22 protein-coding genes and 1 tRNA gene are annotated in these 20540 nt (G+C 39.3%); 13 read left to right on the plus strand and 10 right to left on the minus strand.

Annotated features, from left to right (window positions below; genetic code table 11):
- Positions 1 to 7 precede the first annotated feature (7 nt).
- From QXF67_03785 to QXF67_03795, 3 genes are all read left to right on the plus strand, one after another.
- Positions 8 to 1846: an arginine--tRNA ligase gene (locus QXF67_03785; GenBank protein ID MEM3060624.1), complete on the plus strand. Its 1839-nt coding sequence runs from the start codon at positions 8 to 10 to the stop codon at positions 1844 to 1846.
- A gap of 71 nt (positions 1847 to 1917) precedes the next feature.
- Positions 1918 to 1992 (plus strand) — tRNA-Arg (locus tag QXF67_03790).
- A gap of 58 nt (positions 1993 to 2050) precedes the next feature.
- Positions 2051 to 2374 (plus strand): potassium channel family protein, encoded by a 324-nt coding sequence (locus tag QXF67_03795; protein MEM3060625.1) that lies wholly within the window; start codon positions 2051 to 2053, stop codon positions 2372 to 2374.
- An 89-nt stretch (positions 2375 to 2463) separates the two neighbouring features.
- Here QXF67_03795 and eno read toward each other — a convergent pair whose 3' ends face one another.
- The 3 genes from eno to QXF67_03810 all read right to left on the minus strand — a co-directional run bounded on the left by eno (position 2464) and on the right by QXF67_03810 (position 4874).
- Positions 2464 to 3702 carry a phosphopyruvate hydratase gene (eno, locus tag QXF67_03800; GenBank protein ID MEM3060626.1) on the minus strand — a complete coding sequence of 413 codons (1239 nt, stop codon included), beginning with the start codon at positions 3700 to 3702 and terminating at the stop codon, positions 2464 to 2466.
- Between the two features lie 67 nt (positions 3703 to 3769).
- A complete protein-coding gene (locus QXF67_03805) occupies positions 3770 to 4459 on the minus strand; it encodes a hypothetical protein (GenBank protein MEM3060627.1) in 690 nt (229 codons plus the stop codon).
- 25 nt (positions 4460 to 4484) lie between these two features.
- On the minus strand, positions 4485 to 4874 hold the full coding sequence (locus QXF67_03810; protein MEM3060628.1) for a hypothetical protein: 390 nt from the start codon (positions 4872 to 4874) through the stop codon (positions 4485 to 4487).
- A 65-nt stretch (positions 4875 to 4939) separates the two neighbouring features.
- Here QXF67_03810 and QXF67_03815 point away from each other — a divergent pair, with 65 nt between their 5' ends.
- The 7 genes from QXF67_03815 (at position 4940) to QXF67_03845 (ending at position 10747) form a co-directional block, all read left to right on the plus strand.
- Positions 4940 to 5128, plus strand: a complete 189-nt coding sequence (locus QXF67_03815) for a MoaD/ThiS family protein (protein ID MEM3060629.1) — start codon at positions 4940 to 4942, stop codon at positions 5126 to 5128.
- Positions 5129 to 6052 carry a TIGR00269 family protein gene (locus tag QXF67_03820; GenBank protein ID MEM3060630.1) on the plus strand — a complete coding sequence of 308 codons (924 nt, stop codon included), beginning with the start codon at positions 5129 to 5131 and terminating at the stop codon, positions 6050 to 6052. It abuts the gene before it with no gap.
- Between the two features lie 143 nt (positions 6053 to 6195).
- A complete protein-coding gene (locus QXF67_03825; protein MEM3060631.1) occupies positions 6196 to 8301 on the plus strand; it encodes a minichromosome maintenance protein MCM in 2106 nt (701 codons plus the stop codon).
- A gap of 25 nt (positions 8302 to 8326) precedes the next feature.
- The gene (locus QXF67_03830; protein MEM3060632.1) at positions 8327 to 9229 is read left to right on the plus strand and encodes a presenilin family intramembrane aspartyl protease; all 903 of its coding nucleotides are present in this window, start codon (positions 8327 to 8329) and stop codon (positions 9227 to 9229) included.
- 46 nt (positions 9230 to 9275) lie between these two features.
- Positions 9276 to 9677 carry a translation initiation factor IF-2 subunit beta gene (locus tag QXF67_03835; protein ID MEM3060633.1) on the plus strand — a complete coding sequence of 134 codons (402 nt, stop codon included), beginning with the start codon at positions 9276 to 9278 and terminating at the stop codon, positions 9675 to 9677.
- A gap of 11 nt (positions 9678 to 9688) precedes the next feature.
- Entirely contained in the window at positions 9689 to 9973 is a 285-nt protein-coding gene (eif1A, locus tag QXF67_03840) for a translation initiation factor eIF-1A (GenBank protein ID MEM3060634.1), read from the plus strand.
- 24 nt (positions 9974 to 9997) lie between these two features.
- Positions 9998 to 10747, plus strand: coding sequence for a serine protein kinase RIO (locus tag QXF67_03845; protein MEM3060635.1), 750 nt, complete (start codon positions 9998 to 10000; stop codon positions 10745 to 10747).
- Between the two features lie 20 nt (positions 10748 to 10767).
- On the opposite strand, the gene QXF67_03850 is transcribed toward QXF67_03845, so the two are convergent.
- From QXF67_03850 to QXF67_03875, 6 genes are read right to left on the minus strand one after another with little or no spacing between them, the layout of a single operon-like run.
- Positions 10768 to 11103 (minus strand): nascent polypeptide-associated complex protein, encoded by a 336-nt coding sequence (locus QXF67_03850; protein ID MEM3060636.1) that lies wholly within the window; start codon positions 11101 to 11103, stop codon positions 10768 to 10770.
- Positions 11104 to 11121: 18 nt separating this feature from the next.
- Positions 11122 to 11724 (minus strand): hypothetical protein, encoded by a 603-nt coding sequence (locus tag QXF67_03855; protein ID MEM3060637.1) that lies wholly within the window; start codon positions 11722 to 11724, stop codon positions 11122 to 11124.
- A gap of 23 nt (positions 11725 to 11747) precedes the next feature.
- A complete protein-coding gene (locus QXF67_03860; GenBank protein ID MEM3060638.1) occupies positions 11748 to 12203 on the minus strand; it encodes a 30S ribosomal protein S15 in 456 nt (151 codons plus the stop codon).
- A 1-nt stretch (position 12204) separates the two neighbouring features.
- Positions 12205 to 12762 (minus strand): XTP/dITP diphosphatase, encoded by a 558-nt coding sequence (locus QXF67_03865; GenBank protein ID MEM3060639.1) that lies wholly within the window; start codon positions 12760 to 12762, stop codon positions 12205 to 12207.
- Positions 12759 to 15182, minus strand: coding sequence for a valine--tRNA ligase (locus tag QXF67_03870; GenBank protein MEM3060640.1), 2424 nt, complete (start codon positions 15180 to 15182; stop codon positions 12759 to 12761). Before QXF67_03870 ends, QXF67_03865 begins: the two co-directional genes overlap by 4 nt.
- Positions 15133 to 15969, minus strand: coding sequence for an MBL fold metallo-hydrolase (locus QXF67_03875; protein ID MEM3060641.1), 837 nt, complete (start codon positions 15967 to 15969; stop codon positions 15133 to 15135). The genes QXF67_03870 and QXF67_03875 overlap by 50 nt, the downstream gene beginning before the upstream one ends.
- A 101-nt stretch (positions 15970 to 16070) precedes the next feature.
- Between QXF67_03875 and metG the strand changes: the two genes are divergently transcribed.
- Positions 16071 to 17726, plus strand: coding sequence for a methionine--tRNA ligase (metG, locus tag QXF67_03880; protein ID MEM3060642.1), 1656 nt, complete (start codon positions 16071 to 16073; stop codon positions 17724 to 17726).
- A gap of 25 nt (positions 17727 to 17751) precedes the next feature.
- On the opposite strand, the gene QXF67_03885 is transcribed toward metG, so the two are convergent.
- Positions 17752 to 19080, minus strand: a complete 1329-nt coding sequence (locus QXF67_03885; protein MEM3060643.1) for a glutamine synthetase beta-grasp domain-containing protein — start codon at positions 19078 to 19080, stop codon at positions 17752 to 17754.
- Positions 19081 to 19243: 163 nt separating this feature from the next.
- Here QXF67_03885 and QXF67_03890 point away from each other — a divergent pair, with 163 nt between their 5' ends.
- Complete coding sequence (locus tag QXF67_03890; GenBank protein ID MEM3060644.1) at positions 19244 to 19723, plus strand: Lrp/AsnC family transcriptional regulator; 480 nt, start codon at positions 19244 to 19246, stop codon at positions 19721 to 19723.
- A gap of 45 nt (positions 19724 to 19768) precedes the next feature.
- Positions 19769 to 20536, plus strand: a complete 768-nt coding sequence (locus QXF67_03895) for a 2-amino-3,7-dideoxy-D-threo-hept-6-ulosonate synthase (GenBank protein MEM3060645.1) — start codon at positions 19769 to 19771, stop codon at positions 20534 to 20536.
- The last annotated feature ends 4 nt before the right edge of the window (positions 20537 to 20540 follow it).

A 20540-nucleotide genomic window follows, 5' to 3' on the forward strand; every position in this document is an offset into this window, starting at 1 on the left:
GTAAAAAATGAGGACGATTTTCTTGAAAAAAGAAGTAGAAGACAAGATTTCAAAGCTTATTTCTGAGGCAACTGGGATTTCATCACAAGACGCACTGCGCACACTAGAGACTCCAAAAAACAATTTTGGAGATGTTGCTTCAACTGTCTCCTTTCAGGTTGCAAAGCGATATGGGGGGAAAAAGCCAAGCGAAGTAGCCAAGGAAATTGAAGGAAACATTGGAAAGGATGAGTGGATTTTGAAAGTAGAAGCGGTTGGTCCTTACCTTAATTTTTTTCTTTCAGATGAGTTCTATTCTTATGCATGTGCAAGAGTCATCGAGATGGGAGAAAGGTTTGGGAAAGAAAGAAAGGATGGAGGAAAGATTCTGCTTGAATTTCCTTCCGTAAACCCAAACAAACCTTGGCACGTTGGACACTTACGAAACGCAATTCTGGGAGATTGTGTTGGAAGATTACTGGAGTTTGTTGGAAGAAAGGTAGAAAGACAAGATTATATAGATGACTTAGGATTGCAAGTTGCAGAAAGTCTGTGGGGGTATCTAAACCTTGAAAGAGAATCTGTAGGAAAGTTTGACCATTGGATTGGGAAACAGTATGTAGAAGTGGAAAAGCGAATGGATAGTGAAAAAGTGAAAGAGGAGGTTAGAGCTCTGCTAAAAAAAATGGAAACGGGGGACAAAGAAATATCTGCTTTGCATCAGGAAATGGTTGAGACGTGTGTTAGAGCTCAGTACGAAACTGCTATTGGTATGGGAGTATATCACGATGTGCTTATAAAAGAGTCAGATATTGTGAGTACTATATACAAGGAGGGGATTGAGCTACTACTAAAAAGCAAAAGCGTCGTATACGAACGCGAAGGGCAAAATGCAGGTTGCATTGTTGCACGCATACGGGGGGAAGAATTTGAGGGGATGAAAAATCCAGATGTGGTTCTTGTTAGAAGCGACGGAACGGCTACTTACACTGCAAAAGATGTCATTTTTCATCTGTGGAAGTTTGGAAAGCTAAAAGGTCGACTTAAATACAGAAAGTTTATTTCGCAACCTAACGGAAAGGACTGTTTTATTAGTGCGCAAGATGGAATTGAGATGGAATTTGGGAAAGCAGACCAGTGCATAAACGTAATAGGAATGGAACAGACATATCAGCAGAAGGTAGTTAAAGAAATTTTAAGGTCTTTGGGTTATGAGAAAGAAGCAGAGGCTTTGCGCCACTTGTCTTATGAACACGCTTATCTTCCCAGTGGAAGATTCTCAGGAAGAGAAGGAACGTGGATAGGATATACGGCAGACGAACTTATCGAAGAAGGGATAAGGAGGGCTCGAGAGAAAGTAGTTAGAAAGATGAGTGAGGAGGAGAAGGAGAAAGTGGCACGAGAAGTAGCTATCGGGGCTATTAGGTTTTCTTTAGTTTCAAAATCCCCTGAAAAAAAGATTGTCTTTGATTGGGATAAGGCTCTCTCACTGGAAGGAGATTCTGCACCGTATTTGCAGTACGCCTATGCAAGGATTTGTGGTATAATTAGCAAGGGAGGCGGACTTAAAACTGAAGTAAAAAGGAAGATTGCATATAGGTATACGCCTGAAGAGAAAAACCTTTTGAAAGTAATTTTGAAGTTTCCAGAAATACTGGAGGAAGCTGCAAGAGAACTTTGGCCTCATAGAATCTGCGAGTATGCCCTTGATATAGCCTCTGCGTTCAATAAATTTTATACGACTTCTCCAGTAATCAAAGCTACTGGTGATGAGAAGGAAGCCAGAATCAGAATATTGATTGCCTCACGAAACTGCATAAAGAATACACTTTCTTTATTGGGGATAGCGGCACTTGAGGAAATGTAGATTGATTTGGATTCTCTGTTTTTATTATCAGCTTTATAAATTATCGAGTTAAAAATCTACATTGTTACAATGGGCCCGTAGCTCAGGCTGGATAGAGCGGCAGCCTTCTAAGCTGTAGGCCGTGGGTTCAAATCCCATCGGGCCCGCTTGTTTGAAAAGACAAACAGAATGGATTTTATATTTTGTGCATGTGAATTTATTTTTATGAGAGAAGACGTGGTGTACCCCCTTCTTGCGCTCGTTATCATGGTAGTTATAGCAATAATGGCATACCACTTTTTAGAAGGGTGGGATTTCTTAACGTCAAGTCTCTATGCAACGGCGACTGTGACGACAATTGGGTATAGTGAAGTTAGCCCAAAAACGCTCTATGGAAAGGTATTCACAATAGTTTTTATGATAGGGGGAGTTGCCACAGGATTCTATGCTCTTATACGGCTGTCTCATTTCTCCAAAGAGACGTTTGAAAAAAGATTTAGAAAAATAGCAGAAAAGTTAGAAGATATGGATGAGAGAAAGCGCGTATAAAAATCCTCACTCCATTCTTTGAGTAGTAATAGATAAGTAGTAATAGATAGAAGAGAAAGCAATAGATGATAAAGTTGCAAATGAATGTTTTATCTAAAAGCTGCAAATTGGGCTTTACTTCCAAGCTCCTCTTCTATTCTTATTAGGCGGTTGTATTTAGCTGTTCTCTCTCCTCTTGCAGGCGCACCTGCTTTTATTTGGCCACTGGTTGTTCCGACTGCAAAATCGGAAATGAAAGTATCTTCGGTTTCGCCTGAGCGGTGGGAGACCATAATTTTCCAACCGGCCGATTTTGCGAGTTTGTAGGAATTGAGAGCTTCGGTCACAGTTCCTATCTGATTTATCTTTAAGAGAAGGGCGTTACAAGATTTTTTGTTTATAGCTGTTTGGATTCTGGAAGGATTGCTTACAAGTAAATCGTCTCCTACTATTTGAACCTTTTTAGTTGCTGTTATCTCTGCAAACGAGTCAAAGTCGTTTTCATGGAAGGGGTCTTCAAGACTGATTATAGGGTAGGTTCCAAGAAGCTGTGAATAGTATTCAAACATCATCTGGGTGCTTAGCTTTTTACCATCTATTAAATAAGTTCTTTTTGAATAGAATGAAGTTGCTGCAACATCTATTGCAATTTTGACTTGTTTTTGGTAGCCTGACTCATCTATGGAAAGTAGAAGTGTCTCTATGGCTTCGTTTGTTGTTTTCAATGGAGGAGCATAGCCACCTTCATCTCCTACGTTTTTTGCGCTTTTTCCATATTTCTTTTCCAATATCCTCCCAAGGCAATGATAAATCTCGCTTCCCATTCTTATTGCTTCGCGAAAGTTTTTTGCACGCACGGGGGCTATCATGAACTCCTGGATGGATAGCTCATTTCCAGCATGCATTCCTCCATTTAGGATATTCATAAAGGGAATAGGAAGAAGTCTTCCACCAAGATGTTTATATAGCGGCTCTCCTGCACATTGCGCACCGAGCCTTGCACACGCCATTGAAGTTGCAACGATTGCATTTGAACCGATAAATGATTTGTTTGGTGTGCCATCCAGTTTGATGAGTAGTCGATCTATTTCCGCCTGGTCCTCTGCGTTTTTACCTAAGAGGTTTTTTGCAATTATGGAGTTTACGTTTTTTACAGCTTTGTCAACCCCTTTGCCATTCCATCTTTTTCCTCCATCACGGATTTCGGCTGCTTCGTGTCTTCCTTTTGATGCACCTGAGGGGGCTACCCCCCTTCCCATAAGTGAACCTGAGAATACATCAACTTCTACAGTAGGATTTCCCCTTGAATCCAGAATCTGGCGGCCTATAACACGCGTTATTTTTGACATACTAACTAATCTAACAAAAATAAGAATAAAAAACAACTGGTATTCTGAGTAGGGTATACACGGCGTTTTAGAAAAGTGAGTAATGCATGTCTATGTTTACAAAGTTTACCTTCCTCAAAAACTCAACTTTAGATGCAACAGTTGTAAGGAAGTAATAACTAACGGCTATACCCCCTGCAAACACCAATCTTTCTAATATGACCCTTAGGATCCCCACCTCAACTAACCAGTAATAGGGTGTCGTATTGAATGTGTAAATCCAGATTGTTCCGCCAACTGCATGTGCGCTGAACGTTGCGCCAAGACTCCGCAAGAAAATATTGTTTGGGAGCAACATTGAAATGAGTGGGATGAACCAGAGAAGTGAAAACTGCCATGCTTCTGAGCCAACAGGATGTAGCACAAACAGCACTATGCAGACAAGGGGAACAATAGCGCCTACTTTTATCTTTCTTGAATACAGAGAAAAGTAGATAGTTGCAAATACCATGGGGAGAAAAAGCAAGGCGGATTGAAGTGTCAAAGCCTTTGAATTAAAAATAAATGAAAAGACTTCTGCAGCCAAAATAACCATCGAGCCGAGGCCAGGACCCAAGAAACCGCCTATAGTGGGACCAAAAAACTGGAAAAGTGTGAAAACTCTTTCTGACCCTACAACTTTAAAGACCGGGATATTGTCGGCAATGGCAACTAAAGCTACAAATGACAAAATAATACCTATGCTTTTTGGGTGCAGATACTTTCCAATCTCCACCATTATCTCAACCTCCAACTGTTTTTTTCTATAGCTTATATTTTTTATTTTTTATGATTTGGTCTATGTCATCCACTATGCCTTCATATTCACTCCTCTTTTCGCCCATATAATAACCCTGCATTCTCATTTTTGCCTGAAGTTTCGTAAACTGTGCTATTGTACCCATCAAAAGCACGTCTGTCTTTTCCTTTGCGCAATTTACAGTATACTGCGACACGGTTGCATCTCCTCCTTCAGCAATCATCTCCTGTTTTAGGATATTTGCTACTGCGTTGCGAACGTTGTGAAGTTTTATACACACAAAAACAGCTTTAGGAGCCATTATTTTTACACAGGCGTCCGAAACGTCTATTTCTTTTATTGCGTTGGCTGCTTCTTCTACAGTATTAAATTTAAGTTCCTTTGGGTTATACAAAAAACTCCCTTCCTAAAATAGGACAACAATAATAATAAATGTTGCGGGCAACCAAATACGGACTTATGCAAGTTATCATTGACGAAAAAAAGAAAAAAATCAAATTTTCAGGAACAATTGAACGACTTCTCAAAAAACTTAAGTTAGGGCGAGAAACTGTGGTTGTAAAAGTAAATGGGAAGCTTGCCCCAGAGAATATGAGATTAAAGGGGGAGGAAAAAGTAGAGATAATAAAAGTAGTATTTGGGGGTTGAATGAACAACGCTCTAAAGTGCCACAAGTGCGATAGGGAAGCCACCGCCTATCTTATATCTCTTAATATTAATCTTTGCAAAAACCATTTTACAGAATATTTTGAGAAAAAATTTTTTAGAACAATAAGAGAGTTCGAACTGATTAAAAAAGATGAAACGGTTGCGGTAGGCCTTTCCGGAGGTAAGGACAGCTCAGTTATGTTATATTGCCTCAAAAAGTTGCAAAATATCTTTCCGTTTAAATTGGTTGCAATCACCGTTGATGAAGGAATAAGGGGGTATAGGCCATCTTCGCTTATTCTTGCAAAAAAACTTTGCAGGAGACTTGGAATTCCACTTAAAATCGTTTCTTTTAGATCATATATAGGAAAGAGCCTGGATGAAATAGTCAAGAGAAGAAAGAGACAATCCTGCTCATTCTGTGGGGTTTTTAGAAGGTATCTGTTAAACAAAGCTGCAAAGGAAATAAGTGCAGATAAGCTTGCGATAGGACACAATTTAGATGATTTTGCTCAGACTGCGATTATGAACATAATACGAAATGAGCCTTCCAGACTTGCAAGGTTTGGCGTCAGAAGTGGAGTTTTTGAAGAGGGAGGCTTTGTAACAAGAATCAAGCCTCTTGCCAGATTGGGCGAAAAAGAGGTTGCTATTTATGCTCTTCTTCGTAAAATTCCACTACACATGAGGGAATGTCCATATGCCAGACATGCTCTCCGACAAAGAGTAAGAAAAATGATAAATGAGTTAGAGGAGAGGTACCCGGGTACCAAGCAACGAATATTTGCGAGCTTTCTTGATATCCAGAGTGCGTTGAAAAAAAAGTATGCTTTAAGAAAAAGCGCAATAAAACTCTGTAGATCTTGCGGCGAACCGAGTGGAGGAAGTATATGTATGAGTTGTAAAATGATTGAAAAAATCTGATGAAGTCTTATTTTTTATTTTATCTAGTCCTGCTTTCTGTCTACACAAAGTAATAATAGATTTAACCTGTATGTAATTAAATGTAATTAGAAGATCGGTCAGGACATGGAGCGAAGTTTCAAGGAGATTTAGATGGGATAGTTATGGCTGAATACGAAGAGACGGTGGTTGAAGAATTCAGACAGTTTTTTTCATCTGTCATGGAAAAGGAAATAAGTAATCTTGCACTGGTCTATCCGTCAGTTAGGAGTCTTGTTGTGTCGTATCCTCTCCTGGAGAAGTTTAATGCAGACCTTGCTGATGCGCTTATCCTAAAACCTGATGAAGTGATTGAAGCTGCTGAAGAAGGGATAAGACAGATGGGCGTTGGGATGCCGGGGATAGATTTTAAACCCCACGTTCGCTTCTGCGACCTGCCGGATAAAAACTTGCTGGTGCAGGATATAAGCTCAAAGCATATAGAACGACTTATCGCTGTAAAAGGGGTTGTGACAAAAAGAACAGAGGTTATGCATAAGGTTCAGATTGCAGTATATAGGTGCCGAAATTGTAATAAAGAGGAAAAAATCCCGATGCTCAAAAAAGCCGCACCTCCGCAAAAGTGCAAGGGTTGCGGTGGTAAGGAACTCCTCTTTCAGGAGGAAGAATCGTATTTCGTTGATATCCAAAAGGCTGAGATGCAGGACCTCTTAGAAAGAATTAGAGGAGGAGCGCCGGCTGCAAGAATAATGCTTTTTCTTGAAGACGACTATGTAAATTCAATAACTCCCGGCGACAACATTGAAGTTACCGGAATTATGAGAATAATGCCGCTTATTCCGAACCGAGGAAGAGGCGGAGGTCCAAAGGTCCAAACTTATAGTCGCTATCTTGATGTGATGCATATAAAAAAGATGCAGAAAGAGTTTGAAGAACTTGAAATCAATGAGGAGGATATTAAAAAAATAAAAGAACTTGCCGCAGACCCAAGGATTTATACTCGAATGGTGAAGTCTCTTGCTCCTTCAATATATGGGCACGAGGAAGTAAAGGAGGGAATATTATTACAGTTATTTGGAGGAACAAGAGACAAAAAGCTTGAAGGTACAGGCGGAGTTGTAAGAGATGACATGCATATCTTGTTGATAGGTGATCCTGGAGCTGCAAAAACAAGATTCTTATTGAACGTTACAGCACTTGCACCTAAAAGCATTTATGTATCTGGAAAGACGGCAACAGGAGTAGGTCTCACGGCTTCGGCTGAAAGAGATGAAATGGGGGAAGGGGGATGGACGCTTAAGGCAGGCGCTCTTGTCATTGCATCTGGAGGGATAGGTGCCATCGATGAATTTGACAAGATAGAAGAAAGCGAAAGAGCAATAATGCATGAAGTAATGGAAAGCCAAACAATAAGTATTGCAAAAGCAGGAATAGTAGCAAAATTCAGAGCAAAGACAGCTATTCTTGCGGCAGCAAACCCAAAAATGGGAAGATTCGACCCTGGCAAACCTCCTGGAGAACAGTTCGACATTCCAACAACGTTGCTATCAAGATTTGATTTGATTTTTCCAATAATAGATATAATGGACGAAGAAAAGGACACAAAGCTTGCTCAACATATATTAAAGATACACCGAAAAGCTGCAGAAAGAAGTGCATTGGAAGAAGGTGATGAAAAAGAGAGGGAAGGTGAGTTTAAGGAGGAGGTATCTGACCCTGACCAGATAAGCCAAGAACTTCTTAGAAAGTACATTTCTTATGCAAGAAAGGAAATAAGACCCGTGCTTACTCCTGAAGCTGAGAATAGACTGCAAGACTATTATGTCCAACTTCGCAGTCAGGCAAAAAGAAGTGGGGGGGGTGTTCCGATTACTCCCAGGCAGATAGAAGGACTTATTAGGATGAGTGAGGCTTCTGCAAAGATAAGATTATCTGAAAAGGTTGAGTTGCAGGACGCTGAGAGGGCGATTAGGCTTATGGATTGGATTTTGCATAAGGTTTATACTGACAGAGAAACTGGTAGGATAGACATAGATATAGTAACCACCGGGATTCCAAAATCAAAAAGAGATAAAATAGAAACCATAATCGGAATTATAAGGGAATTGCAAAGAGAGTATGATTCAGTTGAGATAGCAAAAGTGGTTGAGCGGGCAAAGGAATATAAGGATATTGACGAAGTTTTTGTAAGAAGAACGATAGAGGAACTGATTGACAGAGGTGAACTATACAGAAGAGAACCTGGTTTTGTGCGTCTGGTCAATCCTTAAAAAGAAAGAATCCAAAGTTTTATCTATGAGTAAAGTGACATTTTCAATAATTTTGATGTTTGCTCTTGCACAGGTTATAGGGATTTTTACAGGAATAGGTCTTATAGGGCTGGCACGTGTAGAACCTCAACTGATGGAGTTTAATATTTCTCCAACAGAAGATGTAAACAGTATAAGCAATGCTTTTTTTATTTTTATTTATATGATGGTGGGAGCGGCTGCATTATTCGTTGTGTTAAAGGTTTATAAAGGAATTATTTTATTTAACATTATTAATTTTTTAGTTGTCTTCTTGGGTTCAAATGTAGTCTTTTTAGTAATGTTTAATCATTTTGATATTCCGTTTAACTTGAGCATCTTATATTCTATTTTAGTTTCGCTGTTATTAGCTGGATTAAATATTTTGCGGTCAGAAATAAACAACTTTGCTGCCATAATATCAAGCAGTGGTGTGGGGGCACTTTTTGGATTTTCGATTGGTTTTTATCCTGCAATTGTCCTCGTGGTTCTTCTTGCCATTTATGATTATTGGGCAGTCTTCAAAACTAAGCATATGATAAAATTTGCAACTGAATTTGGGAAGAGAAAACTTCCGTTTTTTGTATCCTCAAAAGAAACAAGGAGGATCAAGGAAAAATTAGAAAGCAGCAAAGGCGTTGTAGAGGTTGAGAAGGAAGTTGAGGGAGGAAGCATTTCACTTGGAACGGGAGATATAGCTATACCCGTAATGTTGGCTGTTTCTAGTTATGACGCATTTGGGTTTGAAGGAGTGATAGCAGTTTTTATTGGATGTGTTTTTGGACTGAGTGCAATTGTGAGTATGGTATATAAAAATAGAATCTTTTTACCTGCGATACCTCCAATTTGCTTGGGAGGATTACTTTCTTTATTAGTCTTGGAAATTGTGAGGTCAGTCATACTTTTTTAAATAGAAACGAAGTAAAAAGTATGAAACGTCAAAATCAGTGGTAGCTATGAAGAATTATGAAAAGTTGCTTGATAATGCTTATGCTGGGATTCCGGCACGCTCCCGTGAAGAGAGCCGGTTTGAGATACCAGTTCTAGAGGTTTTTTTTCAAGGGACTAAGACTATTGTAAAAAATTTTGACGATGCAGTGGATAAGATTAGGCGAGAAAGGCGGGAGATAATAAAATACCTGACAAAAGAACTTGCACTTCCAGTAACGTATGAAAATGGAAGGATGGTTTTTAGTGGGAAGGTAAATGAGCGTCTTTTGAATGAAAAATTCTCAGATTATGTAAACAAAAACGTGATTTGCAAAGAATGCAAAAGGCCAGATACCACTATAATTGAGGAACATGGCATAAAGATGCTTAAATGTGAAGCGTGTGGAGCTAAATGCTCACTTAGATAAGGAGGGTAAAAATGGAAGAACAGGAATCGATAGGACGCGTGAGGCTTGCAAAGGAAGACGAAATTTATGGGGTTATAGTATCAAACGTAGGCTCCTCTCATCTTATTGTGCAATGCAAGGATGGGCGTGAGCGTATGTGTAGGATTCCGGGAAAGATAAAAAGAGATATATGGGTTAAGGAAGGGGATGTAGTTTTAGTAAAACCATGGCAGCTTGAATCAGACAAAAAATGCGACTTGGTTTGGAGGTACAATCGACTACAAGCTGAGTGGCTAAGGAAGAAAGGAATTATTTAAGCACTTCTTTTAGATATTATATATATGGCACTTCTACTTTCAAAGAAAAAGCGTCCTAAGAAAGAGGAGAAGCAAATTAAGAAAGAGAATAAGATAGAAGGGGAGGTGTTTGATAGAAACACGTTAATTTGCTTAAGCTCGCTTATAGGGAGAGGGGTTATAGAATCTGTTGAAGGAGTTATTTGCCGCGGAAAGGAAGCAAATATTTTTCTTGCAAAGAAAGGAGAAGAATTTTTTGCTGTGAAGATATTTAGAATTGAGACTAGAACTTTTTGGCGCCTTTTACCTTATGTAAATGGAGACCCGCGCTTTGAAGGAGCGCTCAAAAAAAGAAGAGCGCTTGCTTTTGTCCTTGCAAGAAAGGAATTTTCAAATCTAAAAGTAGCATGGGAGGCTAATGTGCGATGCCCAAAGCCTATAAAGTTTCTACGCAACATTTTAATCTCAACGTTTTTGGGAGAGAACGGAATCAGATATCCAAGATTAGCAGAGGCTGGAAGTGAAAATCCAGAAACAGACCTTAATAGAATTTTGGAGGAGATTAAGAGGCTCTATTCTGCAGGACTGGTGCATTCTGACATTTCAGAGTATAATGTGGTTATGTGTTCTGATGGCCCATATCTGATAGATTTTGCGCAGGCAGTTTCAATAAAGCACCCGCGAGCAAATGAATTTTTAGAAAGGGACGTATCAAATATTATAAGATATTTTGAAAAAAAGTATGGAATAAGGAGAAACAAAGAAGCAGAAATTGCAAAAATCATATCGGTATAGATTTTTGTTTTGATATCTCTTTAATAGCCCCTTAGTTTAATTATTGCTTTGGCGATATCCCCATCTGATTCTTTGAGTGCTATTCTTGCTTGTTCCTCTGAGACCCCTACTGCCTGGATAACTAGCTTAATGTCCTCTGATGAGGGCTCTTGCTCTTGCAGTTTTTCCTCTCCCGAAATTTGATAGGTAGAGCCTGATAAGCCGGGCAGTGTTATTTTTATTATTTTAGGATTTTCTAGGAGTATATTTTGCTCTTCTGTCTCTATCAGTACCTTTTTTGCATGCAATTCTTGACTTTTTATTCCCATTTGCTGCAGCATTTTTTTCATTTGAAATGGGTCTAGGCCTGGCAACATAACAGAGAACAACACCCTTTATGAAAAGGTTTCTTCAACCTCACTTTTTCTTATTTCTATTCTCTTAATTGGACCAAATAATTTTATTGGCGGATAAAGTCTCTTTTGGAGTCTACTGAAAAGTAGTTCCTGCATAAGAGTAGAGAAGTCAGAGTGTGAAGCTATATCTAAAAGCTGTTTTTTTGTTTCGTGTCTTATGATGGTTTTGACTCTGCTCGATACTTTAGCCCCAGTAACAATCAAGTACTTTAGACGAACTTTTTGATTATCTTGAGTAGTAACGTCAACTACGCCTGTGATTAGAGATTTGCGTCGACGGATGATTGTTTTTATGTATGCAGGTATGAGCTCATGGCCTATGAGTTTAGTGTGGGTGGTTTTTCCTTTTACATCATATATTCTTAGGTCGACTCGGGTGTAGACGCTTGTGGGAGCTGACCCTCCACTAAGTTCGTCTAAACTAACACGAATTACTCGATTCTTGAGATTTTCCTCATTTCCAGATACTACCTTTCCTATTTCTTTTTGTTCAAAGGGAGGGGGGGCTATTACTGAATACCAACTTTTTGTCTTCCATGTGTCAACGCCTCTTGACTTTTTCACTGGATTTTTGCTAACCATCTGTTAAGACACCTCTTAGAAGCTTATCTTACAAGCAGTGAAGCGGTTTTTGGGTCATATGTCCAGTCAAACGGCAAACGTTTCGTAGAGCGATAGTATTTTACGAGTCGCCTTATTTTTGATTCAATGTGTCTGAGTTTTGTTCGGTTGTGTATGTCTGATTTATTTTGTTCAAGATGTTTTCTCATTCTTACTGCGCGCTTTATGAGATAAACAAGATCTTCAGGATAATCTATTTTTATCCCTCTCTCTTCCATTATCTTTGTTATTGACTTCCCACAGAGGTTTTTTACTGATGGGACACCGTAGGTATCACGTAAAAGCATTCCGATTGCGGTTGCACCCATTCCACTCCTTCCAAACTTTTCTATCATATCCTCCACTTCGTATGCTGAATATTCGACCCATTCTGGACTTATGCGAGTTGATGGCTTTTTTGAGCCAGATTTGCCTCGTTTTCGCGTATGCATTCTTGCCATATCAAAACCCAAACCTCTTTTTTAAGAAAATTGCCAACTTTTCAAGTGCAAGCCTCCGGTGTGAAATAACATCTTTGAGATTTTTATCCTCTCCAAATGTACTTTTCTTTCCCTTTGGAATGAATATTGGGTCGTAACCAAATCCTTCTGATCCAGAAATGCGTTTGGCAATATTACCGACGCATTTTCCTGAGAAGATTTTTATTATGTCTTTATCGGCATATCCTATGCATGAAACAAATTCTGCACTCCTATCTTTTTTATTTTCCAAAAGCTTGAGTATGCCGTCCAGCCCAATTTTTCTGTAAACATAGGCTGAATAGGCTCCAGGAAATCCCTCCAACGACTTTATAAATATACCGCTATCTTCAACAAAAAGCGGTTTTCTGTATTTTTCATATGCATAACGGGCTGCTTCTTTTGCAACTACTGCACAATCTTCTGCTCTTACTTCTTGGATTAAATCATGCTTGTGGGCTATATTTATTCCACGTTCTTTTAAAATCTTTTTGGCTTCTATAAACTTTCCTGCGTTTGAGGTTACAAAGAGGATGTTCATTTTATTTCAACTCGCAATTCGTTGCCGGTTTTTATTTCTACCTTTCGTGCCTTAGATGTTCCTTTTATCTCGTCTAAGATACAACTAAGGTCATGAGGGCTTGATATTGTTATTTGGTTTAACTCCGCGTTGAGGGCGAGGCCGTGAGCGGATTTATATTGGCGTATTTGAGAAATGATGGTATTTAGTTCGGTACATATCTGCTCTGCTTTCTCATCGTGTATTCCCATTTTGGTGGGCCAGGAGGAAAGATGGACGCTTTCCTTTTCATCATTCTTAAAAATTTGGTAAATTTCTTCAGAAAGGTGTGGGGCAAAGGGAGCAAGCAATTTAGTGCAGCAGAGAAGAATATGCCAAAGGCTGTATTGGGCTGATTTTTTTGATTTTTCCCCATAAACTGAAGGCTGGTAGATGCGATGTTTCACGTACTCCAGATAATAGTCACAAAAATCATGCCAAAAGAAAGAGTGTATTCGAGAAATAGCAGAATGGTATTCAAAGTTTTCAAAATCCTGAGTAACCGTCTCTATCAGCCTATCAAGCCTTGAGAGAATCCACTTGTCTACGCAGCGCAGGTTAGCTTTATCAGTATCTGAATAGATGTAATCGGAATTGGCTTTCTGGACCATCCTTGCAGCATTCCAGAATTTTATTATAAAGCTTTTTGCGAACTTCAAATCTTGATATGAAAAGGGGCGATCAGTAGCTTTTGCTCCGCTCATTGCTGCCCATTGGCGAACAGAATCAGCATAGTATTCGGCTATTAGTTTGTCTGGAGGAATAACATTTCCAAGTGATTTGCTCATTTTCTTGCCATCTGGGGCAAGGACGTTCCCATTCAAAAGCAACTCTTTAAAAGGTGGTGTCCCTGTTAGTTCAGAGCATCTATATATCGTATAATATGCCCATGTGCGGATTATCTCAACTCCCTGTGGGCGGAGGGATATAGGGTAGATTCTTTTGAAGAATTTTTCATCTTCTTCCCATTTTGATATTATTAGGGGAGTTATGCTGGAATCAATCCAACAGTCGCATGTTGAAGTTTCTGGGGTGAGAGGGGAGGAACATTTTGGACACCGGCGAACTGGGTCTGTAGGAGGATTTACGGGTAGTTCTTTTTCGCTTGCAGTAAAGATTTCATTGCAGGTAGTGCAGAGCCAAAATGGGAGGGGAGTTCCGAAGACTCGCTGACGAGAGATAACCCAATCCCATTCAACGAAATTTGCCCAGTCCTCAAGGTATCGTATTGTAAATGATGGGGTCCATTTCATTTTTTTGGCAGCGGAAATTATTTTCTCGCGCTTGTCTTTTATTTTAGCAAACCATTGCTGGGATTGGATGAGCTCTACCAGCGATTTACACCTATCGTGGATTTTTGGATGTTGGATTATTTTCTCTTTCTTTACAATTTTTCCTTCATTTTCTAATTTTTCAACAATTTTTATTCTTGCCTCTTCGCATTTTAGTCCAGAATACTCTCCCGCATTTATGAGTCGTCCAAATCTGTCAATGGCATCTATGACAGGTAGTTTGTAGCGATACATCCAGACAACATCTTGTTTATCTCCAAATGTGCAAACCATGACAAGGCCGCTTCCGAACTCAAAATCAACTTCTTCATCAGAATATATTGGAATCTCCTTTCCAAGTGGAGTTATTGCTTTCTTTCCTTTAAGGCTTTTGGAATATCTTTCGTCAGATGGATGGTAAAGCACTGCTACGCACGCATGCAAGAGTTCGGGACGCGTCGTAGCGATGAGGATATCTTTTCCTTCACAATCGAATTTTAGGTAATACAATTCTCCGCTAAGCTCAATTTCTTCGGTATCTGTCTTCGCTATTGCGCTTTGGCACTTTGGACACCAAAAAACAGGGTGTGTTGCACGGTATATCTCTCCTTGTGAATACATTTTCAATATGGAAAGTTGGACTTTCTTCCAATATTCCGGCGACATTGTTTTGTATTCGTATCTCCAGTCTGGTGATAAACCTAAAGAGATCATTTGAGACTTCATTTTTTTTATGCATTCCTCAGTCCAGGAGATGCAGAGTTTTCTGAATTCTTCCGGATTCCTTTTCCCATATTTCTTTTCAACTATTGATTCTGTAGGAAAACCTTGGCAGTCCCATCCTTGGGGATAATAAACATTAAATCCACGCATCCGTTTGTATCTTGCTGCAAAATCAAAATAACAGTAGGAGAGAACATGACCCATATGAAGTTCACCACTTGTAAATGGAGGTGGAGTGTCAATTGAGTAGATCTCTTTTGATGAATCTGATGAATCAAAGATATAGATACCGTTTTTTTCCCAAAACTCCTGCCATTTTTTTTCTATTTCGAGAGAATAATCTTTTGATGAATCCCATTTAGTCATTGAAATCACTAAGTCTCTTCGTGGACTTTGGCTTGCTTTCACTTTTGAATAGGTCACCATCCAACTCGTATTTTCCTCCATCTTTTGCAGCAATTGTTTTTACACCTGTGGCATCAGTTATCTTCTGAGCTTCCAACCAAGCTGGATTTTTGAAAAATTTCATTCCAAGATGAGTCAGTATACATAAATTAGGCTTTGCAACTTTTAAAATTTCTATCGTATCCTCACTAGAAAGATGGTCTGGAATCCCGGACCCCTTGGGCTTAAGATTATTTATTACAAGGCAATCGCACTCTTTAAAGAGAAGGCCTAGGTCGGAGAAGTATTCTGTATCCGAAATATAGCCAAGCGTTTCACCTTCATGATGTAGTTTGAAGCCGAAATTTGAAGGTTCATCGTGCCTGAGGCCTATTATTTCCATCATAAAGGATTTTGAGTTCATTTTTTCTTCTATTTTTGTTCCGTTGGTGGCTACTATTCTTTTTAATGGGAGGTTCTGATGATAAAGCGAAAGAGCCTTGTCTCCTTTTTCGTCTCCCTCCAGAGCATTCTTGCTTCCTATTAATATCCCTCTTTTCTTTAGACCGTAATAGGTCATTGCTTCACATAAAACAGCTGCATCCGAACAGTGGTCTATGTGATTATGAGTAACAACAATAACGTCTGTTTTTAGAGGATTTTCTTTTAAGCGGACCATGTTTGAGAGTGCTCCCGGTCCTGGGTCTATGTGAAATACAAGGCTACCTTTTATTAAGAAACCTCCAGTGCCGCGCCACTGCTTTATTAGATTCACCCTCCCCCCGCCAGTTCCAATAAAAACAAGTTTCATAAGCATAATTAGCAAGTTAAGTGTTTTATAGATGTATGCGGGATTTTGAATAGTTTGGAGTAAGAAAGATTTTTATTGTGGTCAAAAGAAAAACAACGACTATGCGAGTTCTTATAACTGCAGCTTTACCTTATGCCAATGGTCCAATTCATTTAGGACATATTAGAAGTACATATCTCCCTGCCGATATTTACGCGCGATTCAACCGGCTAATCGGAAACGACACGCTTTATATATGCGCCATGGATGAGCACGGCACACCAATTGTAGTGGCTGCAGAAAAAGAAGGAAAAAATCCAAAGGAGTTTGTGGATTATTATTATAAAAAAGATAAAGAAGAGTTTAGCAAACTTGGTTTTTCTTTTGACATATTCCATCGAACTAGCAGCGAAGAGAATAGGGAGTTTACACAGATGTTTTTTGAGAAGCTTAAGGAGAACGGTTATATATACGAAAAAGAGGTCTCTTCTCCATATTGTGAGAGATGTAGGAGATACCTGCCTGATAGATTTGTAATAGGAACTTGTCCCAGCTGTAGTGCAGATGAGCAATATTCTGATTATTGCGAGGTATGCGGAAAGGCATTGCAGGGTGGGGAGATAATAAATCCTCGATGCATAGTCTGTAAGGAGAAACCTGTTGGAAGGGTGGCTAATCACTATTTTTTTAGTCTATCTTCATTTTCCGATAAGCTTGAAAAGTGGTTAGCTGAGAATACCAACTTGCAGAAAGAAGTTGTAAATTATTTATTGGGTTGGATTGAGAAGGGCCTATCGGATTGGGATATAACTAGAGATTTGGAATGGGGAGTGCCTATTCCAGGAAAAGATAACTGCGTCTTTTATGTTTGGTTTGATGCTCCGATTGGATATGTCTCAAGCACTAAGGCATGCACCAACGAATGGGAAAAATACTGGAAGGAAGAAGGATCGGAGATAGTACACTTTATAGGAAAGGACATAGCTTATCATCATTTTCTCTTTTGGGTAGCAATGTTGATGGGAATAAATGATGGATTCAGGCTACCGGACAAGATTCCCGTAAGAGGTTATCTTAATCTGGAAGGAAAGAAATTCTCAAAAAGCAAGGGATGGTTCGTTTCTCTTGGATGCTATTTGGAAAATTTTGAACCGGATTATCTTAGATATTATGAAACTGCAATTACCCCTCATTCTGTTGTAGATGCTGACTTTGTTTGGAAAGAGTTTCAATCGAAGATAAATAATGAACTTGTTGCCTCTTTGGGAAATTTCGTGCATCGAACTTTGTCATTGATCAAGAAATTGAATGGATGTGAAGTTCCGCAACCAATTGACCTTGATGAGAAAGATAAGGATATGCTAATGAAAATAACTAAAGCAAAGGAAAACATCAGAAAACTTATTTCTGAATTCAACTTTAAGGAGGGCCAGGAAATGATGATGGCACTCTCTGATAATTTTAACCGTTATCTCTCTGAAAGAGAACCGTGGAAAGATAGGGATGAGAGAAGAAGAAAAAATTGTCTTTATGTATGCATGCGTGGAATTTCTGCTCTTGCAATACTTATGCAACCCTTTCTGCCTTTTTCTTCTCAAAAGCTTTGCCAAATGTGCGGAATTGAAAAAAAAGAGGTTAGATGGGAAAACATTGATGCTGAGCTAATAAAACCTCATACGAGAATAGAGAATTTTGAACCGCTATTCAAAAAAATAGAAGATGAAAAAATAAAAAAAATGGAGAGCATGCTCTATGGCGGTGGGGAGGGCGCTGATTAGTGGTTGGTTCTGATTAAATAGTAGATTATATTTTTGGAAGATATGTATTTAGTTCCCAAGGCGTGACTTCAAGCCTATAATCGTTCCACTGCTGCTTTTGAGCTTCAAGGAGCTTTTCAAAGATGTGGTCTCCAAGTGTCTTTTTTACAAGAGTGCTCTTTTCCATCTCCATTATTGCTTCACCGAGGCTTCCAGGAAGGGTATGGACGTATAACTTTTTGAGCTTCTCATCATCAAAGTGATAGAGATTCTCTTCAACCGGTTGTGGGGGGGTCATTTTCTTCTCCATCCCATCCAATCCTGCATTAAGCATGCAAGCAAAAGCAAGATAGGGATTGGCAGAAGGATCCGGATATCTAAGTTCACAACGAGCAGAAGATGTCTTTCCGGCAGCGTATTTGGGTATTCTGATGAGTGCCGACCTATTAGTTTTTGCCCAACAGATGTAAACTGGAGCTTCATAACCCGGTACTAAGCGTTTATATGAATTCACTGTTGGAGCAACTACGCCACACATCTCTCTTGCATGATGAAGCTGGCCGGCAACAAAGAAAAGAGCTTCTTCTGATAGGTCATATACTTTATCCCCAAAAAAAGCATTTTTTCCGTTTTTCCATAGAGATTGGTGAGTATGCATTCCTGAACCATTTATGCGGGCGATAGGTTTTGGCATAAAGGAAGCATGAAGGCCGTTCATCTTTGCCACTGTTTTTATTACTGTTTTGAAAGTGCAGACGCTGTCAGCTATATAGAGTGCATCTCCATATTTGAAGTCTATTTCATGCTGGCCAGGTGCTACTTCGTGGTGGAGAGCCTCAACCTCAAGTCCCATTCCCTCCAAGAAAGGCATGGCCTGTCTCCTTATCGTCGCTGCCATGTCATATGGGGCCAGGTCAAAATACCCTGCTGAATCGTGAGGCTTTGGATAAGCGTCACAATTGTTGTTATGAAACAAAAAGAATTCAAGTTCAGGGCCTATTTTGTAGTCATAACCCATCTCCTTTGCGCGTGCCAATGCTTTTTTTAGAGCATAACGCGGATCTCCATCAAAAGGTTTGTTTTCAGTTGTATAAACGTCACAGATGATACGTGCAACCTCTGGAGACCAAGGCAGAATAGCGAAGGTAGATGGATCTGGTTTTAGTAGCATATCTGATTCATAGATACGGACAAATCCTTCTATAGAGGAACCATCAAACCAGACCCCTTCAGAAAACGCGGCATCAAGGAGACGGGCGTTTATTTCTACGTTCTTGACGATTCCGAATATATCAACAAACTGCATCTGAATAAATTTTACTCCCTTTTTTGAAACTTCTTCTAAGATTTCCTCTGCACCTCTTTCTCTAGTCATCTAGCACAGCACCTCCACACAGTTTTTTTGATTTGGGTTTTTATTGAACCATAATTTATATTTTTTGTAAAAAAAATGAAATAAAAGATAAGATTTTTATAAAAAACGAAACAAATATACAAAGAAATAAGTTAAAAAAGCTCATAATCGAACATTTGAACCGGTGTCAAGGAGTGTCAGGGAGGCAGAGTCTATGAAGCTTAGCAAAAATGAACAAAAGATATTGGAGGTAATTGCAAAAGATGCTTCATTGTCGTATCGGCAGATAGCAAAAAGATGCAAAGTCTCTCCTTCAACGGTACTAAAAAACGTTGAGCGACTCAAAGAAATGGGCATAATAAAGAGGCAGATTTCTATCGTTGACTTTGAAAAACTGGGCTATGATGTCTACGTCATAATTCAGCTTAGAGTTGCTAAAGGAAAGTTGTTTGAGGTTGAAGAAAAAATTGCTTCTGACTCACGAGTTTTTGGGGTGTATGACCAGACCGGTCAGTTTGATGCCACGGTCCTTGCAAGGTTCAAGAATAGAAAGGAACTTGATGAATTCTTAAAGAAGATTCAGACTTATCCCTTTATAGAAGATACTGAGACTTCACTAATTTTGAATGTGGTTAAAGAGAATCCAATTAGCATATTTGACTAAACTTTTAAAATATGGCAGAGAATAAAAAATGGGAGGGTGATTAATATGCAGATAGGTGAAGCTGTAAGATTGTCAAGGATTGTACGCAGAAACAGAGTTCTTTTACTTGCAATGGATCAAGGGATGGAACATGGCCCTTCTGACTTCAACGAAAAAAATATTGATCCCTATTATGTGCTTGATATTGCAAGAAAAGGAGGGTTTACGGGAGTAGTTTTGCAAAAGGGGGTAGCAAAGCATTATTTTGAAAGCTACGCAGGCGAAGTACCCCTCGTTCTTAAATTAAACGGGAGGACTAATATAGTCCCAAAAGATGAAGTTTATTCTCCTCCTGTTGCAACTGTAAAAGATGCTGTTAACTTTGGGGCAGATGCGATAGGATATACTATATATGTAGGTTCACCAAACGAATCCAGAATGTTTACAGAATTCGCTCAAATAGAGAAGGAAGCAAGAGAGTACGGAATGCCGACGATAATATGGGCTTATCCAAGAGGTAAATTTGTTCCAAACGAAAAGGATCCAGGAGTAGTTGCATACGCAGCGAGGGTTGCGCTTGAACTGGGAGCAAACGTAGTAAAGGTAAACTATACCGGTTCCACAGAGTCATTTAAAAGAGTAGTTCAGGCGGCTCAAAAAACACTCGTGATTTCGGCTGGTGGTAGTAAACAAAGTGATGAGGAGTTCCTCGAAAAGGCCAGGGAAGTTATGAATGCAGGTGCAGCTGGCTTCGCAGTTGGAAGGAATGTCTGGCAAAATGAAAATCCGATGAAAATTACGGAAGCATTAAAGAAGATAGTCTTTGGAGATTAGCAGT

The organism is Candidatus Anstonellales archaeon (assembly GCA_038869735.1).
Classification (GTDB): Archaea; Micrarchaeota; Micrarchaeia; order Anstonellales; family CG1-02-47-40; genus JAWCQO01.

Excerpts from the sequence above, each read along its gene's own strand:
- QXF67_03860 (MEM3060638.1), bottom strand. The coding sequence starts at position 12,203 with ATGGCAAGAATGCATACGCGAAAACGAGGCAAATCTGGCTCAAAAAAG.
- QXF67_03865 (MEM3060639.1), bottom strand. The coding sequence starts at position 12,762 with ATGAACATCCTCTTTGTAACCTCAAACGCAGGAAAGTTTATAGAAGCC.
- QXF67_03815 (MEM3060629.1), top strand. The coding sequence starts at position 4,940 with ATGCAAGTTATCATTGACGAAAAAAAGAAAAAAATCAAATTTTCAGGA.
- QXF67_03850 (MEM3060636.1), bottom strand. The coding sequence starts at position 11,103 with ATGTTGCCAGGCCTAGACCCATTTCAAATGAAAAAAATGCTGCAGCAA.
- QXF67_03895 (MEM3060645.1), top strand. The coding sequence starts at position 19,769 with ATGCAGATAGGTGAAGCTGTAAGATTGTCAAGGATTGTACGCAGAAAC.
- QXF67_03845 (MEM3060635.1), top strand. The coding sequence starts at position 9,998 with ATGGCACTTCTACTTTCAAAGAAAAAGCGTCCTAAGAAAGAGGAGAAG.
- QXF67_03825 (MEM3060631.1), top strand. The coding sequence starts at position 6,196 with ATGGCTGAATACGAAGAGACGGTGGTTGAAGAATTCAGACAGTTTTTT.
- QXF67_03830 (MEM3060632.1), top strand. The coding sequence starts at position 8,327 with ATGAGTAAAGTGACATTTTCAATAATTTTGATGTTTGCTCTTGCACAG.
- QXF67_03835 (MEM3060633.1), top strand. The coding sequence starts at position 9,276 with ATGAAGAATTATGAAAAGTTGCTTGATAATGCTTATGCTGGGATTCCG.
- eno (MEM3060626.1), bottom strand. The coding sequence starts at position 3,702 with ATGTCAAAAATAACGCGTGTTATAGGCCGCCAGATTCTGGATTCAAGG.
- QXF67_03855 (MEM3060637.1), bottom strand. The coding sequence starts at position 11,724 with ATGGTTAGCAAAAATCCAGTGAAAAAGTCAAGAGGCGTTGACACATGG.
- QXF67_03820 (MEM3060630.1), top strand. The coding sequence starts at position 5,129 with ATGAACAACGCTCTAAAGTGCCACAAGTGCGATAGGGAAGCCACCGCC.
- QXF67_03785 (MEM3060624.1), top strand. The coding sequence starts at position 8 with ATGAGGACGATTTTCTTGAAAAAAGAAGTAGAAGACAAGATTTCAAAG.
- QXF67_03875 (MEM3060641.1), bottom strand. The coding sequence starts at position 15,969 with ATGAAACTTGTTTTTATTGGAACTGGCGGGGGGAGGGTGAATCTAATA.
- QXF67_03795 (MEM3060625.1), top strand. The coding sequence starts at position 2,051 with ATGAGAGAAGACGTGGTGTACCCCCTTCTTGCGCTCGTTATCATGGTA.
- QXF67_03805 (MEM3060627.1), bottom strand. The coding sequence starts at position 4,459 with ATGGTGGAGATTGGAAAGTATCTGCACCCAAAAAGCATAGGTATTATT.
- metG (MEM3060642.1), top strand. The coding sequence starts at position 16,071 with ATGCGAGTTCTTATAACTGCAGCTTTACCTTATGCCAATGGTCCAATT.
- eif1A (MEM3060634.1), top strand. The coding sequence starts at position 9,689 with ATGGAAGAACAGGAATCGATAGGACGCGTGAGGCTTGCAAAGGAAGAC.
- QXF67_03885 (MEM3060643.1), bottom strand. The coding sequence starts at position 19,080 with ATGACTAGAGAAAGAGGTGCAGAGGAAATCTTAGAAGAAGTTTCAAAA.